This window comes from Candidatus Competibacter phosphatis (assembly GCF_012939995.1).
Taxonomy (GTDB): Bacteria; Pseudomonadota; Gammaproteobacteria; order Competibacterales; family Competibacteraceae; genus Competibacter; species Competibacter phosphatis.
This window is the reverse complement of the sequence record NZ_SPMZ01000031.1, coordinates 1-14,715: the sequence shown is the minus strand read 5'-3', so window position 1 is coordinate 14,715 and position 14,715 is coordinate 1. Positions and strand designations below refer to the sequence as shown.

Below are 14,715 nucleotides of genomic sequence, written 5' to 3'. Positions count from 1 at the left end.
AGCAATCCCCCCCCCACTCGCCCGGATGTCGCCGGAGCCGATGCCCAGCCGCCCGTGGAAACCACGCTGGCCGTCGAGGAGGAAGGGGCTGAACTGTCGATCAGCCACGAGGAATTCGAAGGGTTGCAGCGCGAGTTGGACCAGGCACTGGCCAAGGCCGACGAGCATTGGAAGCTGTATCTGGGCGCGCACGCCGAAATGGAGAACCTGCGCAAGCGTGCCGAGCGCGAGGTGCAGAACGCCCATAAGTTCGCCCTGGAGCGGTTTTTCGGCGAGTTGCTGCCGGTGCGCGACAGCCTGGAGCTGGGGTTGGCGGCGGCCAGCGACGCCGTGGATATCGCCAAGCTGCGGGAGGGGGTCGAACTGACGCTGCGGCAATTGACGACGGCGATGGAGAAATTCGGCGCTCGCGAGGTGAATCCGCTTGGCGCCAAGTTCGATCCGGGCCAGCAGGAAGCCATGGCCATGCTGCCGACCGATCAGGCCGAGCCCAACACCGTGGTGCAGGTCGTGCAAAAAGGATATCTGCTCAACGAGCGGCTGATCCGCCCCGCCAAGGTGATCGTTGCCCAGGCCGTGCCCCGGCCGGCGGGTTAAGCGCCTTTGTCCTCTTCCTCTGCGTCGTGCCATTGAAAATCCGACCGGATGGCCCCACATTCAACGGCAAGCAAGGCTCAACCAACCGAATTCCCTGAATTAAGAGAGCACAATCATGAGCAATATTATCGGCATCGACCTGGGCACCACCAATTCCTGCGTGGCGATCATGGAAGGCGGTAAGCCCCGGGTGATCGAAAACAGCGAGGGTGACCGGACCACGCCGTCCGTCGTCGCCTTCATGGAAGACGGTGAAATCACCGTCGGCCAGCCGGCCAAGCGCCAGGCGGTCACTAACCCGCACAATACCCTGTTCGCAGTCAAGCGATTGATCGGCCGTCGATTCAACGAACCGGAAGTGCAAAAAGACATTAACCTCGTGCCCTACAAAATCGTCAAGAACGACAATGGCGATGCCTGGGTCGAGGCGCGCGACAAGAAAATGGCGCCGCCGGAGATTTCGGCGCGGGTGCTGATGAAGATGAAGAAGACCGCCGAGGATTATCTTGGCCATCCGGTTACCGAAGCGGTGATCACGGTACCGGCCTACTTCAACGACAGTCAGCGTCAGGCCACCAAGGACGCCGGCCGCATCGCCGGTCTGGAAGTCAAGCGCATCATCAACGAGCCGACGGCGGCGGCGCTGGCTTTCGGCATGGACAAGTCCAGCTCCAAGGATCGCAAGATCGCGGTCTACGATCTGGGTGGCGGCACCTTCGACGTTTCAATCATTGAGATCGCTGAGGTGGACGGCGAAAAGCAGTTCGAGGTGCTTTCGACCAACGGCGACACCTTCCTGGGTGGCGAGGATTTCGACAAGCGCATCATCGATTACCTGATCGAACAGTTCCAGAAAGAGTCCGGCATCAACCTGGCCAACGATCCGCTGGCGCTGCAGCGGCTGAAGGAAGCGGCCGAGAAGGCCAAGATCGAGCTGTCTTCCAGCCAGCAGAGCGAGATCAATCTGCCGTATATCACCGCCGATGCCAGCGGACCCAAGCATCTGAATCTGAAACTGACCCGCGCCAAACTGGAGTCGCTGGTGGAAGATCTGGTCGAGAAAACCATCGGTCCCTGCCGGACGGCGTTGAAGGACGCCGGACTGGGCGTCGGCCAGATCGACGACGTGCTGCTGGTCGGCGGTCAGACCCGGATGCCCAAGGTGCAGGACAAGGTGCGCGAGTTTTTCGGCAAGGAACCGCGCAAGGACGTGAACCCCGATGAAGCCGTTGCGGTCGGCGCCGCGATTCAGGGCGGCGTGCTGGGCGGTTCGGTCAAGGACGTGCTGCTGCTCGACGTGACCCCGCTGAGCCTGGGTATCGAAACCCTGGGCGGCGTGATGACCAAGCTGATCGAGAAGAACACCACCATCCCGACCAAGGCGCAGCAGGTATTCTCGACCGCCGACGACAACCAGACCGCGGTGACCGTGCATGTGTTGCAGGGCGAGCGCGAGATGGCCTCGGCCAACAAGTCGCTGGGCAAGTTCGATTTGCAGGACATTCCGCCGGCCCCGCGCGGCGTGCCGCAGATCGAGGTGATCTTCGACATCGATGCCAATGGCATTCTGCATGTGTCCGCCAAGGACAAGGCGACCGGCAAGGAGAACCGGATCGTGATCAAGGCATCCTCCGGTCTGTCCGAGGATGAGATCAAGCGGATGGTCGGCGATGCCGAGGCGCACGCGGAAGAGGACAAGAAGTTCCACGAACTGGTCAACGCGCGCAATCAGGCCGAGAATCTGATCCACGCCACCGAGAAGACTCTGCGGGATCTGGGCGATAAGATCGAAGGCGGCGAGCGCGCGGCGATCGAGTCGGCGATCAGCGATCTGCGCACCACCGTCAAGACCGACAACATGAGCGCCATCGAGGCCAAGACCCGGATGCTGGCCGAACTGTCCGGCAAGATGGCCGAGCGGGTCTACGGCCAGTCGGGTGACGGGCCGCACGGCGGCGGTTCGGACGGGCCGCACGGCGGCGCGGGTAGTGGTCACAAGCCGGCCGATGACGGTGTGGTGGACGCCGAGTTCGAGGAAGTGAAGAAGTAAGCGCCGTACTTGCGGTAAACTGCGAATCCGGGAACGCGTGAGCGTTCCCGGATTTTCGGTTCTGGATGACATAACCTGGCAGGCACTCGCAACGCAACCCCATGTCCAAGCGCGATTATTACGAAGTTCTCAACGTGGCTCGCAACGCCAGCGAAGCCGAAGTCAAGCAAGCCTACCGGCGGCTGGCGATGAAGTTGCACCCCGACCGAAACCCCGGCGATCAGGTGGCCGAGGAGCGGTTCAAGGAAGCCAAGGAGGCTTACGAGGTGCTGAGCGACTCACGTAAGCGGACGGCTTACGACCAGTTCGGCCACGCGGGGGTGGACGGCACGGCGGGCGGTGGCTTCGGCGGCTTCGGCGAGGCCGCCGACCTGGGCGACATTTTCGGTGGCGTGTTTCGCGACATTTTCGGCGGGATGCGGGGTGGCGGTGGCGGTGGCCAGAACTATCGTGGGGCCGACCTGCGCTACACCCTGGATTTGACGCTGGAAGAAGCGGTATTCGGCACCACCGCCAAGATTCGCGTGCCGACGCTGGTCTCCTGCGCGACCTGCGCTGGCAGCGGCGCCAAGCCGGGCACCAAGCCCACTACTTGTCCCACTTGCCGTGGGGCCGGTCAGGTGCGGATGCAGCAGGGTTTTTTCTCGATCCAGCAGGCCTGCCCGCGCTGCCAGGGACGAGGGACGATCATTCCCGACCCCTGCGAGGCCTGCCGTGGCAGCGGTCGGATCGAGGAGCAGAAGACGCTGTCGGTCAAGGTACCGGCCGGAGTGGACAACGGCGACCGTATCCGGCTGACGGGCGAGGGCGAGGTGGGCGAGCACGGCGGCTCGCCGGGCGATCTGTATGTGCAAATCCAGGTGAAACCACACCCGATCTTTACCCGCGAGGATAACAATCTGTACTGCGAGGTGCCGATCGGTTTTCATACCGCCGCGCTCGGTGGCGAGTTGGAGGTGCCGACCCTGGACGGGCGACTGAGCCTGAAGATTCCGCCGGAGACCCAGACCAGCAAGGTATTCCGCTTGCGCGGCAAGGGCGTCAAGCCGGTGCGCGGCGGGCCGACTGGCGATCTGCTGTGCCGGATCGTGGTCGAAACTCCGGTCAACCTGACCCGGGAACAGAAGGAACTGCTGGAGAAATTCGCGGCTACCATGGAAGCCAGCGGCGAGCGCCACACGCCGCAGCAGGGGAGTTGGCTGGATGGCGTCAAGAAGTTCTTCGAGGATATGAAATTCTGAGAACTGCTCTTTGCGCTGAGTCGCCTAACAGATTGTTGTCTATATCTTCCTTGGTTGGCGATATCGTGGCGGATCGCATGGGCGACATATAGGACTCTTACCGCCCCTCCAGCATATCGCCTAGGGTCCGGGTGAGCAGGATCAAATCCTGTTCCCGCGACAAGGTATGTTCCCCGTCCTTGAGCAGCATCACCCGTACGTCGGAGCTGGCCAGCCGTTCCGCCACCTGCACACTGATACGCCACGGGACATCGGTGTCGCGCATGCCGTGGATCAGTCGCACCGGGCAATGGATGGGTAGTTCCGGCCGGTCCAGCAAGCGGTGCCGGGTCGCTTCCTCGATCAGGTTCAGCGCGATGATGTACGGTTCGCCGTAGGGCGATGGCAGGCTGATCACCCGTTCACGGCGCAGACGCTCCCGCAGCGGCGGGTCGAGTCGTTCCCACAAGAGATACTCGGTGAAATCCGCCGCGCAGGCGAGTCCGAGCAGGCCGGCGATCCGCTCCGGCCGCGCCAGCGCCGTCAGCAGCATCAGCCACGCGCCCATCGACGATCCCACCAGAATCTGCGGACCTTCAGTCAGTCGGTCCAGCACCTCAAGTGCTTCCGCCGCCCAAGCACCGATGGTGCCGTCCGCGAACCGGCCGCTGGAGGCGCCGTGCCCGGAATAGTCGAAGCGCACGAAACTCTGGCCGCGCCCCCGGCACCAGCGCTCCAGGGTAGTCGCCTTGACGCCGCTCATGTCGGAGGTGAAACCGCCCAGGAAAACCACGCCAGGTCCGCTGCCCGGACTGCGGTGATAGGCCAGGAAGCCGCCGTCGGCCAAGGGCAAACGCTCGGGTTTGGCGGCAAACAGGCTCATGTGGTCGGTTCCCAAGCCGCCGCGATCAGGGCGGGCAGAATCTGGCCGGCGGCCCCGTTCAGACTGAAGGTGACATGCGGACTAAGCGGGGTCGGTTGGGGGTTGATCTCCACCACGGTCGCCCCGGCGTTGAGGGCGGCGAACGGCAGATCGGCGGCCGGATAGACCAGCGCCGAGGTGCCGATGCTGAAGAAGAGTTCGGCGGTCGCGGCGGCGTGTTCGGCGGCTCGCAGCGTCGCCGCCGGCAGCATCTCTCCGAACCAGACCACGTCCGGTCGCAGCAATCCGCCGCAACGTGGGCAGCGCGGCGGGATTTCCTCGCTGTCCGGCCAGCTTTCCACCGGCCGATCCTCGCTGAAGCATTTGGCGCGAAACAGGTTGCCGTGCAGTTCCAAAATTTGGTGGCTGCCGGCGCGGCGGTGCAGGCCGTCCACGTTCTGGGTAATCAGGGTGAATTCGGCGATCCGCTGCTCCATTTCGACCAAGGCGCGATGCCCGGCATTCGGTTCGGCTTGGCGTACCCGTTGTTGTCGCCAGGTATACCATTCCCAGACCAGCTTGGGGTTGCGCTGGAAGGCGTCGGGGGTAGCCAGCTCTTCCGGGTTGTAGCGCGCCCACAGCCCGGTTTGCGCTTCGCGAAAGGTTGGTACGCCGCTCTCGGCGGAAATGCCGGCGCCGGTCAACACGGCCACTCGATGGGCACGGCGCAGACGATCGATGAGTTCGGGGGGAATAGGGCGTTCGCTCATGACGGCGGCCAGTCTCCGAAAGGCACAAAAACTCTGTTGAGAATAGCATGACGGCGGCTAGGTCCGGCGGGCCGTTCGGCGGGCCATCCCATATCCCATGACGTTATTTAAATCTCCACTACTCCAGCCGTCGCTTCCGTCTTCGTCATTCCTCGCTGCTCCCGAATCACCTCCGCCAGCACCGCTAGGCCGCGCTCCAGTTGCTCGGGCGTGGCGTGGCTGAAATTCAGGCGCATGAACGCGCCGTGCGCCGCGCTGGGGCTGGTGAAGAACGCCTCGCCCGGCATGAATGCCACCTTGCGCTCCAGCGCCCGCACCAGCAGGGCGCGGGTGTCGCCGCCCGCCTTCAGCCGCACCCAGAAGAACAGCCCGCCGTTGGGTGTCGTCCACTCGGCCAGATCGCCAAGATGCCGGGTCAGCGCCGTCTGCATGGCATCGCGCCGTTCGCGGTAGAAGGTCCGCAACCGTTCCAGGTGCGCCGGATAGTCACGCGAGTTCAGGAAACGGGCGCACCACCATTGGCCAATCCGATTGGTGTGCAGGTCGGTGGATTGCTTGAGCCGCACCAGATAAGGATGGACATCCACGGAGGCCGCCAAGTAGCCGACCCGCAGGCCGGGGATGCCGGTCTTGGAGAACGTGCCCATGTACATCCAGGTATTGCCTTCATCCAGCCGGGCGCACAGTGGGCCACGATCCACCGGCTCGTAGACCAGTTCCCGATACGGTTCGTCCTCCAGCAGCGGCGTGCCGGTCTCACGCAGCACCGCCGCGACCGCCGCGCGAGTGGCTTCGTCGTAACAGACTCCGGCCGGGTTCTGGAAGGTGGGAATCAGGTAAACGAACGCCGGCCGCTGGCGCTGGATCGCCTGTCGCAACTGTTCCGGGTCAATGCCGCTGGCCGTCAGCGCCAGTTCCTCGAAGCGGGCGCCGAACAATCGGAACGATTGCAGCGCCGCCAGATAGCTCGGTGCTTCCACCGCCACCGAAGTGCCGGGATCGATATAGAGCTTGGAAACCAGATCGATGCCCTGCTGCGAGCCGGTGGTGATCAGGATCTGTTCCGGCCGGCAACGCAAGCCGAGATCGGCCAACTGCCCGGCGATGGCGGCGCGCAGTTCCGGTTCGCCGTCGGTGGTGCCGTACTGACTCAGGTCGGGCGGCGGATCGCTCAGATCGAGCGGCGGCATGGCCTCGCGTGCCGGCAGACCACCGGCGAAGGAAATGATGTCGGGTTTCTGGGTGAGGGCGAGCAGTTCCCGGATCAGGGAACTGGTCAGACGGTCGACGCGTTCGGAGAACATGAGTGAAGTTCCTGGAAGATCAATGCCGGGTTGTCGTCAGCCATTCGTCCTGACGCGGCACCTGCAAATGCCAGCCGCGTTCCTGGAGGTTGCGTAGCACTTCCGCTACGTCTTCCTGAGCCAGCTTGCGCGCCGGGTCGAGTTCCAGGTCCATGACGTGGATCGGTTCGCCGAGCAGTTTCAACAGGGCGTCGGGAATGCTGGAAAAGTCGTCCTTGACGGCGAGATACAGATAGGTGTCCTGTTTCTTACGGCTTTTGTAGATCGTGCATTGCATCGGGGGGGTTCCGAAAATCAGAGTTGAGGACAACAAGGTATAATGCCGACAAAATACAAACAATAGAGCCGTATTACCGGGGAGGATGTCGCCATGTATCGGAGTGCCGTCGAACGCCGCCGCCGCTCTGCAAGGGACTGACGCTCATGCGCATGTTGAGCCTGATTCTGTGGGTGCCCTTTTTCGGGGCGGTGCTGGTCGCCCTGTTGCCGGCGGCCCAGGGGAAATTCATCCGCGGCCTAGCGCTGTTCCATGCCGGTCTGGCGCTGGCCCTGTCGTGGAGCCTGCTGGCCCAGTTCGATCGGAGCACGGCGGCCATCCAGTTGGTGGAGCAGGTGGTCTGGAGTTCCACCATCGGCGTGTCCTACGCGCTGGGCGTCGACGGGCTGTCGCTGCCGATGGTGCTGCTGACCACCCTGCTGGTCGCCGTGGCACTGCTGGCCTCGGACCGGATCAAGACCGGCGTGAAGGGTTATTACTCCTGGATGCTGGTGCTGGAGTTCGCCATGCTCGGCGTGTTCCTGGCTCAGGACTGGACGCTGTTCTTCATGTTCTGGGAACTCACGCTGATCCCGCTGTTTTTCCTGATCGATCTGTGGGGCGGCGAGAAGCGTCACGCCGCCAGCCTCAACTTCGTGCTGTACACCATGGGTGGGGCGATCTTCATTCTGATCGGTATCATCGTAGTCTATCGGCTTACCCCGACCCAGTCGTTCGCGATGGCGGCCATCGCCCAAGCGGCGACGACGCTGCCTCGCGAGAATCAGATGTGGTTGCTGCTGGCGTTTCTAGTCGGGTTTGGGGTGAAAATTCCCATTTTTCCGCTGCACGGCTGGCTGCCGCTCGCTCATGTGGAAGCGCCGAGTCCGGTCAGCATCCTGTTGTCTGGTGTCTTGCTCAAGATGGGCGCCTACGGCCTGCTGCGGGTGGCGCCGATGCTGCCGGAAGGGGCGATGGCGCTGCAACCGCTGTTGGCCGGTATTGCTCTGGCCAGCATTCTCTATGGCGGCCTGTTGGCGTGGCGGCAGACCGATTTGAAGGCGATGATCGCCTATTCCTCGGTGAGCCACATGGGCGTGGTGGTGCTCGGCATTTCGGCCCTGAACGAAACCGGTTTGTTGGGAGCGGGCTTGCAGATGGTCGCTCACGGTCTGATCGCCGGTGCGCTGTTCCTGCTGATCGGCCTGTTGTACGAGCGCACCCACACCCGCCGGATCGCCGACTATGGCGCGCTGGTGCGAGTGACGCCCGGCTTCACCCTATTCATCACTTTGGCGTTGCTGGCGGGCATGGGCATGCCGGGCCTGATCGGTTTCGTGGCCGAGCTGCATGTGCTGATCGGTGGTTTCGAACGCTGGGGTTGGCTGATGCTGCTGGCCAGTCTCGGTGTGCTGGTGAGCGCGGCCTACGCGATTCGAACCCTCGGCCAGTTGTTCGCCGGCCCGCCGCGCCCGGAATTGGCGGACCTCCAGGATTTACGGCCGAGCGAGTGGCTGGCGGCGGCCCCGCTGGCGACGGGCCTGCTGATCCTGGGGTTACAGCCGGCCTCCGTCATCGCCCTCATGAACGTCACGATCGCGCAGCTGAGCGCGATCTTTACCCCCGAACTAACGAAGGAGCCGGCCATGTCCGCGACCGTCGCGCCCGATCGGCCCGCACTTGGGCCACGCCAGATCGTCGAGCAGGCCATCGCCCATCTCGACCATGTGCTGCCCGGCCAGGCGCCGATCCTGAATTTCGTCCATCACAACACCCTGCACGGTTATCAGCACCTGCCGTTCGAACAGGCGCTGGCGGCGGCCGAACAACTCACCGGCATTCGCGCCTATCTGCCCGAGGAGAACTTTCGCGCGCTGTATCGGGCCGACCGAATTGGCGACGCGGATCTGGACGCGGCATTCGCCCGGCGGGAAGCACTTGAGACCGAAGCCGTGCTAGTCCGTGCCGGCGATCGGGGCATCCGTCGGGGCGAGGTGCTGCGTGTGGCGCTGGTTCACGGGGTGGAAGCCCTGCCCCTGAGCCAACTGATTTGGCGGATCGAGGAATTCGACGTTACCCGATGCTTTCAGTCCGATGTGTCGGCGACCGTGCGTCAGCGACTGCTGGCGGCGGCCGAACGCGAGGGCATCGTCGGGGAAGCCCGTGCGTTGGAAAGTCTGTGGCACGCCTGCCTGCAAGGCTTGCAATTGCCCGATTTCGACCTGCACCCGGAAGAACTGGAAGATTTGCAAATCAACCTGGCGAAGTCGCTGCTGGCGCGGTTCAGGGCCGATGGCGCGACTGAGGATCAGGGACCCGTCGTTCACAAGCGGATGCAAGCCGACGCCTTGGCGCTGATCGAGCAGTCGTGCGCCGAGGTGGGCGAGAAGAGCACCTTGCGGGGGTTGCTGCGGGTGTTGACCGGTCAGGATCTGCTCGACCAGGTCCGTCCGGTGCTGATTCGCCTGTGCGCCGCCCATTTGGACGAAGGACTGGCGGCCTGGTCGCTGCCCGACCGGAGCGAGGGGCTGTATGCGGCGTGGCGTCGTCTGGCCGAAAGCGATCTGGCCTGGAGCCTCGCCGGTTTGAGCGGCTGGCGTGCGGCGCTGGCCCGCTGGCCGGAGCAGCCGCTGGACGCGATCGTCGCCGAGCTGCGACGTTTGGGTCTTCCCGAGTCGCGCTGGGAAGCTTATCTGACCCGTCTCGCCCTGGAATTGCCCGGCTGGTCCGGCATGATGAACTGGCGGCAGCAGCATGGCGCTTACCCGGCCAATCGGGAAACGCCGGTCACACTGGCGGATTATCTCGCGCTGCGTTTGTGTCTGGACGGTCTGTGGATCGAACAGCTATGCCGCGAGCATTGGGGACTGGAAGGCTCGTTGCCGGCGCTACGCGATTACTTCACCGCGCGCCCGGCCGAGGCGCTGGTTCGGCAGGCTCTGTACGAAGGACGTTTGCCCGAATATCTGGCCAGCCGGGCGAGGGCGCTGGTGGAGGGAGGAATGGCCCTCTCGCCGCTGACCGCTCTCCCGCGCGGAGAGCAGGGAGCGCAAAGCGAGGAGGGGGCAAGGCGCGCGCCCTGGGATACCCTCGCCGACATGATCTGGACTTGGCGGCATAGCCCGGTGGCGACGCGGCCCGGCACGCACACGGTCCACGGCAGCGCTTGGCGGTTGTTTCGGCTGGCCCAGCATCTCGGGTTGTCCGGTGGCGAGTTGCGCGCGCTGAGTCTGCCGGATCTGGAGACGTTGCTGGCGCCGCTGGACGAGTTGCCGACCACCCTGCGCGGCGCGCTGTGGCAGTGCGCCTACGAGCACCACTATCGCGATGAGCTGATCAACGCCTTGGCCAACAATCACGGTCGCTGGGCCGCGCACGCGCAACGACCGCAAGCCCAGATCGTGTTTTGCATCGACGACCGGGAGGAGGGTATCCGTCGCCATCTGGAAGAGCTGAATCCCCGGATCGAGACTTTGGGCGCCGCCGGCTTTTTCGGGGTGGTGATGAATTGGCGCGGCCTGGACGACCGCGAGGTCACGCCGCTCTGTCCGGTGGTGGCCACGCCCGCCCATGAGGTGCGCGAAGTCGCACGGCCGGGTGCCGAAGCACGCCATGCGCTGCACGACCAGCGACGCGACCGGCGCGACCGGCTGCGCGACCTGTATCACGAGATCCGGCGCAACCTGCTGTCCTCGGCGCCGCTGATCGCCGCCTTGGCGCCGGGCGCGCTGCTGACGCTGGTCGGCAAGCTGTTTGCCCCCAGCCGGCAGGCGACCCTCGTGACGGCGATCGACGCGCTGTGGGTGCCGGCGGTGCCCACGCAAGTCGCGGTCACGGCGGCGGACGACGATACGCCGGCCACGCCGGAACGGCCGCGCTTGGGGTTCACCGACAGCGAGCAGGCCGACCGGGTGGCCGCTCTGTTGCGCAATATCGGGCTGACCACCCGGTTCGCGCCGCTGACGGTGCTGATGGGCCACGGTTCGATCAGCCAGAACAATCCGCATCTCGCCGCCTACGACTGCGGGGCGTGCAGCGGACGCCACGGCGGGCCGAACGCCCGCGCCTTCGCCGCCATGGCCAATCGCCCGGCGGTGCGGGCGCTGCTGGTCGAGCGCGGCATCGAGGTGCCGGAGGACACCTGGTTCATCGGCGCCGAGCACAACACCTGTGATGAACTGATCACTCTGTACGATCCCGGTGATCTGCCGGCCGCGCTGGCGCCGGCACTAGCTGAATTGCGGCGAGTTCTGGACCAGGCTTGCGAACGGTCGGCCCACGAACGCTGTCGCCGCTTCGCTTCCGCGCCGCGTGATCCCACGCCGACCCAGGCGCTACGGCATGTGGTGGAGCGTTCCAGGGATTTCAGCCAGGCGCGGCCCGAACTGGGGCACGCCACCAACGCCGCCGCCCTGGTCGGTCGCCGCTCGATGAGTCAGGGACTGTTCCTGGACCGGCGGGCGTTCTTGATTTCCTACGACCCGACTCAGGACCCCAGTGGGACGGTGTTGGAAGGTATCCTTCTGGCGGTGGGACCGGTGGGCGCGGGCATCAACCTGGAGTACTACTTTTCCACCGTCAACAACGAGCGACTGGGTTGTGGGACCAAGACGCCGCATAACGTCACCGGATTGTTCGCGGTGATGGAAGGGGCCAGCAGCGATCTGCGCACCGGCCTGCCCCGGCAGATGATCGAGATTCACGAACCGCTGCGCTTGCAGATCGTGGTCGAGGCGAGTACCGAAGTGCTGACCGCCATCTACCAGCGTCAGCCCAGCCTGCGCGAACTGATTGGCGGCGACTGGGTGCATGTGATCGCCAAGGACCCCGATAGCGGGGAATTTTCGATTTTCGGCCCGGCACGCGGCTTCGTGCCTTGGGCCGGACCCTCGCAGCCGTTGCCTGAACGTGCTCGCTCGGGTGATTGGTATCGCGGCCATACCGATCCGTTGTCGCCGGCGTTGATCGGTGAGAGAGGGATTTGAAGCCGATGAAAATGCCTGGTTGCTGTTCGCTTGAACTTCGCTAGGGAATTGCTGACCTTCAAGGGTGTAAAGACAATCTGAAAGCCAAATTGCCAAAGCACATGCAGTGGGTGCCGCTCGGCTCGTTCCTGAACTTCTGCTAGCGCGGCAAGCAACCGATCTATTCCGAACACATGAGCGACAAGCCTATCTCACTGTCCACCTCGCCGGAGGGCTACGCTGATTGGCTGGCGGAGCTGAAAAGCCGCATCCACAGTGCCCAGCAACGGGCGACGCTGGCGGTCAATCGCGAACTGGTGCTGCTCTACTGGCAGATCGGCCGCGACATTCTGGTTCGGCAGGCCGACCAAGGTTGGGGGGCGAAGGTGATCGACCGGCTGGCTCACGACCTACGCAACGCCTTCCCCAAGATGAAGGGTTTTTCGCCACGCAATCTCAAATACATGCGCGCCGTGGCCGAGGCTTGGCCGGAGCCGGAATTTGTGCAGCAGGCTGCTGCACAATTGCCGTGGTTTCATCTCTGCACCCTGATCGACAAACTGGCGACCCGCGAGGAGCGCGACTGGTATCTCGCCAAGGCGGTTGAGCACAACTGGTCCCGCAATGTGCTGGTGATGCAGATCGAAACCCGCTTGCGGGAGCGGCAGGGCAAGGCGGTCGCCAATTTCGAGCAGCGATTGCCCAAGCCCCAATCCGACCTGGCCCGTGAATCCATCAAAGACCCCTATCGCTTCGATTTCCTCGGCCTGACCGATGAGGCACAGGAGCGCGAGATCGAGTCCGCCCTGGTGCAACATGTCACGCGGTTCCTGCTGGAACTGGGCGCGGGCTTCGCCTTTGTGGGGCGGCAGGTGCTGCTTGATGTCGGCGGCGAGGAGTTTTTCATCGACCTGCTCTTCTACCATCTCAAGCTGCGCTGCTATGTGGTGATCGAACTCAAGGCAGGCAAATTCAAACCAGAGCACCTGGGCCAGTTGGGTTTCTACCTCACCGCCGTGGACCGGCAGGTCAAGAGCGAACAAGACAACCCCACCATTGGCCTGCTGCTGTGCAAGAGCAAGAACCAGGTGGTGGCGGAATATGCGCTGGGCGACAAGAGCCAGCCAATGGGCATTGCCGAATACAAGCTGATGGAATCGCTGCCCGAGCCCTTGCAGACCAGCCTGCCGAGTATCGAGCAGATCGAAAATGAATTGAAGGATATCCCGGCATGAGCGTTCATCGACCAACGAAGCCTCCCCGAACGCAGGAGGATACAGTTATTCGGTATCTTCGAATAACTGCCGCCGGCGGCAAGTCCGATGAGGAGGGACCATGCATCTGACAAGTGGGGACAAGCGGCTGCTGGAGGAACTTCAGCCAGCAACACGGCGTGAGCGCCGACAAGGTGTTGAGGCTGCTCGACACGGTACGCGACTACGAATTCAAGGAGCGCCGCGCCGGGGTCTATGACGCGCTGCGCGAGATCCTGAAAGCGAAGCAGGGAGAGATTCAGGACCCCAGCGGGACCGTGTTGGAAGGCATCCTGCTGGCGGTGGGTCCAGTGGGCGCGGGCATCAACCTGGAGTTACTACACTGGCCTGTTCGCGGTGATGGAGGGGGTTAGCAGCGATCTGCGCACCGGCCTGCCCCGGCAGATGATCGAGATTCACGAACCGCTGCGCTTGCAGATCGTGGTCGAGGCGAGTACCGAAGTGCTGACCGCCATCTACCAGCGTCAGCCCAGCCTGCGCGAACTGATTGGCGGCGACTGGGTGCATGTGATCGCCAAGGACCCCGATAGCGGGGAATTTTCGATTTTCGGCCCGGCACGCGGCTTCGTGCCTTGGGCCGGACCCTCGCAGCCGTTGCCTGAACGTGCTCGCTCGGGTGATTGGTATCGCGGCCATACCGACCCGCTGTCGCCGGCATTGATTGGTGAGGGGGAGATTTGAAGCCGATGAAAATTCCTGCCTGGGTCGTATCGCAAACGCATGAACCAGTTACAGAGAGAGCTGCTCTGCTAGGGTGCGCGCGCATCGCTCGGTCCTCGTGAAGGTGATCGTTTCAGGATATCCATCTAAACCGACCACCATTATCGCGCCTGGTGAGCGTTCATGCATGCAGACTATTGTGGACGTAGCGAGTTGCTGAGAGACTACACTTTCATGGTAGCAATGCCGCTCGATTTGATAAGTATCACCGCACTTAATTGTGTGATAGCTCCGCATTGAGGTTTGAGCCCGTCTATAGGTGTTGCGAAGAATATTTGTAGTTATAGCTGCATATCGATCACCGTGATAGCTAACTTGGTAAAGTGGGTGTCCACCAACCTATCCATTACACAGATCTTGATAGCGAGGGTAGCGGCCTCCATTTTGAGGGAGCGAACAAGCGGCACAAGGTGAAGAATCATGGAGACGGTGGAGGTGGGTTGGGCGGCGGCGGAACTGGGGGGGAGCGGATTTGGGTGATGCCCGGTTGAATCGACGACTGGTGCGGATGGCGGAACGGTTAGGGGCGCAACCGAATGCCAGCATTCCGGTCGCCTGCAATGGCTGGGCGGAAACCCAGGCCGCCTATCGTTTGTTAGCCCATGAGGCGGTCACTTGGGAGCGCGTACTGACCCCTCATTGGGACTGCAGCGTCGAACGGATGCATGGCCAACCGGTGGTGTTGTGCATCCAGGACA

At 63.4% G+C, this 14,715-nt stretch carries 12 protein-coding genes; 8 read left to right on the top strand and 4 right to left on the bottom strand.

The annotated features are described in order from the left end of the window. Nucleotides 1–54: 54 nt before the first annotated feature. The 3 genes from grpE (at nt 55) to dnaJ (ending at nt 3,888) form a co-directional block, all read left to right on the top strand. On the top strand, nt 55–597 hold the full coding sequence (gene grpE, locus E4P82_RS11450; RefSeq protein WP_169249013.1) for a nucleotide exchange factor GrpE: 543 nt from the start codon (nt 55–57) through the stop codon (nt 595–597). A 115-nt stretch (nt 598–712) separates the two neighbouring features. Further along, a complete protein-coding gene (gene dnaK, locus E4P82_RS11445; protein ID WP_169249011.1) occupies nt 713–2,647 on the top strand; it encodes a molecular chaperone DnaK in 1,935 nt (644 codons plus the stop codon). Nucleotides 2,648–2,748: 101 nt separating this feature from the next. Continuing rightward, complete coding sequence (gene dnaJ, locus E4P82_RS11440) at nt 2,749–3,888, top strand: molecular chaperone DnaJ (protein ID WP_169249010.1); 1,140 nt, start codon at nt 2,749–2,751, stop codon at nt 3,886–3,888. A gap of 97 nt (nt 3,889–3,985) precedes the next feature. Here dnaJ and E4P82_RS11435 read toward each other — a convergent pair whose 3' ends face one another. From E4P82_RS11435 to E4P82_RS11420, 4 genes are all read right to left on the bottom strand, one after another. Next, nucleotides 3,986–4,750, bottom strand: coding sequence for an alpha/beta fold hydrolase (locus E4P82_RS11435; RefSeq protein ID WP_169249009.1), 765 nt, complete (start codon nt 4,748–4,750; stop codon nt 3,986–3,988). Further along, nucleotides 4,747–5,499: an SIR2 family NAD-dependent protein deacylase gene (locus E4P82_RS11430; RefSeq protein ID WP_169249008.1), complete on the bottom strand. Its 753-nt coding sequence runs from the start codon at nt 5,497–5,499 to the stop codon at nt 4,747–4,749. Before E4P82_RS11430 ends, E4P82_RS11435 begins: the two co-directional genes overlap by 4 nt. A 107-nt stretch (nt 5,500–5,606) precedes the next feature. Beyond that, nucleotides 5,607–6,803: an aminotransferase-like domain-containing protein gene (locus tag E4P82_RS11425; protein ID WP_169249006.1), complete on the bottom strand. Its 1,197-nt coding sequence runs from the start codon at nt 6,801–6,803 to the stop codon at nt 5,607–5,609. Between the two features lie 19 nt (nt 6,804–6,822). Then, nucleotides 6,823–7,080, bottom strand: a complete 258-nt coding sequence (locus E4P82_RS11420) for a YcgL domain-containing protein (RefSeq protein ID WP_169249005.1) — start codon at nt 7,078–7,080, stop codon at nt 6,823–6,825. Nucleotides 7,081–7,226: 146 nt separating this feature from the next. On the opposite strand from E4P82_RS11420, the gene E4P82_RS11410 reads away from it, so the two are divergent. The 5 genes from E4P82_RS11410 to E4P82_RS11395 form a co-directional block, all read left to right on the top strand. Beyond that, nucleotides 7,227–12,044, top strand: coding sequence for an NADH-quinone oxidoreductase subunit M (locus tag E4P82_RS11410; protein WP_312914807.1), 4,818 nt, complete (start codon nt 7,227–7,229; stop codon nt 12,042–12,044). Between the two features lie 173 nt (nt 12,045–12,217). Then, a complete protein-coding gene (locus E4P82_RS11405) occupies nt 12,218–13,258 on the top strand; it encodes a PDDEXK nuclease domain-containing protein (protein WP_169249004.1) in 1,041 nt (346 codons plus the stop codon). 158 nt (nt 13,259–13,416) lie between these two features. Beyond that, complete coding sequence (locus tag E4P82_RS23690) at nt 13,417–13,650, top strand: hypothetical protein (protein ID WP_420887100.1); 234 nt, start codon at nt 13,417–13,419, stop codon at nt 13,648–13,650. Further along, the gene (locus tag E4P82_RS11400) at nt 13,637–13,978 is read left to right on the top strand and encodes a putative inorganic carbon transporter subunit DabA (RefSeq protein WP_420887099.1); all 342 of its coding nucleotides are present in this window, start codon (nt 13,637–13,639) and stop codon (nt 13,976–13,978) included. The genes E4P82_RS23690 and E4P82_RS11400 overlap by 14 nt, the downstream gene beginning before the upstream one ends. A gap of 511 nt (nt 13,979–14,489) precedes the next feature. After that, on the top strand, nt 14,490–14,715 hold a 226-nt coding region (locus E4P82_RS11395), incomplete at its 3' end, for an IS4/Tn5 family transposase DNA-binding protein (protein WP_169249003.1).

Bases quoted from the DNA above. Each gene is read 5' to 3' on its own strand.
- E4P82_RS11420 (WP_169249005.1), bottom strand. From the start codon at position 7,080: ATGCAATGCACGATCTACAAAAGCCGTAAGAAACAGGACACCTATCTG.
- E4P82_RS11430 (WP_169249008.1), bottom strand. From the start codon at position 5,499: ATGAGCGAACGCCCTATTCCCCCCGAACTCATCGATCGTCTGCGCCGT.
- E4P82_RS11400 (WP_420887099.1), top strand. From the start codon at position 13,637: ATGGAGGGGGTTAGCAGCGATCTGCGCACCGGCCTGCCCCGGCAGATG.
- E4P82_RS11435 (WP_169249009.1), bottom strand. From the start codon at position 4,750: ATGAGCCTGTTTGCCGCCAAACCCGAGCGTTTGCCCTTGGCCGACGGC.
- E4P82_RS11405 (WP_169249004.1), top strand. From the start codon at position 12,218: ATGAGCGACAAGCCTATCTCACTGTCCACCTCGCCGGAGGGCTACGCT.
- E4P82_RS11410 (WP_312914807.1), top strand. From the start codon at position 7,227: ATGCGCATGTTGAGCCTGATTCTGTGGGTGCCCTTTTTCGGGGCGGTG.
- E4P82_RS11425 (WP_169249006.1), bottom strand. From the start codon at position 6,803: ATGTTCTCCGAACGCGTCGACCGTCTGACCAGTTCCCTGATCCGGGAA.
- dnaJ (WP_169249010.1), top strand. From the start codon at position 2,749: ATGTCCAAGCGCGATTATTACGAAGTTCTCAACGTGGCTCGCAACGCC.
- dnaK (WP_169249011.1), top strand. From the start codon at position 713: ATGAGCAATATTATCGGCATCGACCTGGGCACCACCAATTCCTGCGTG.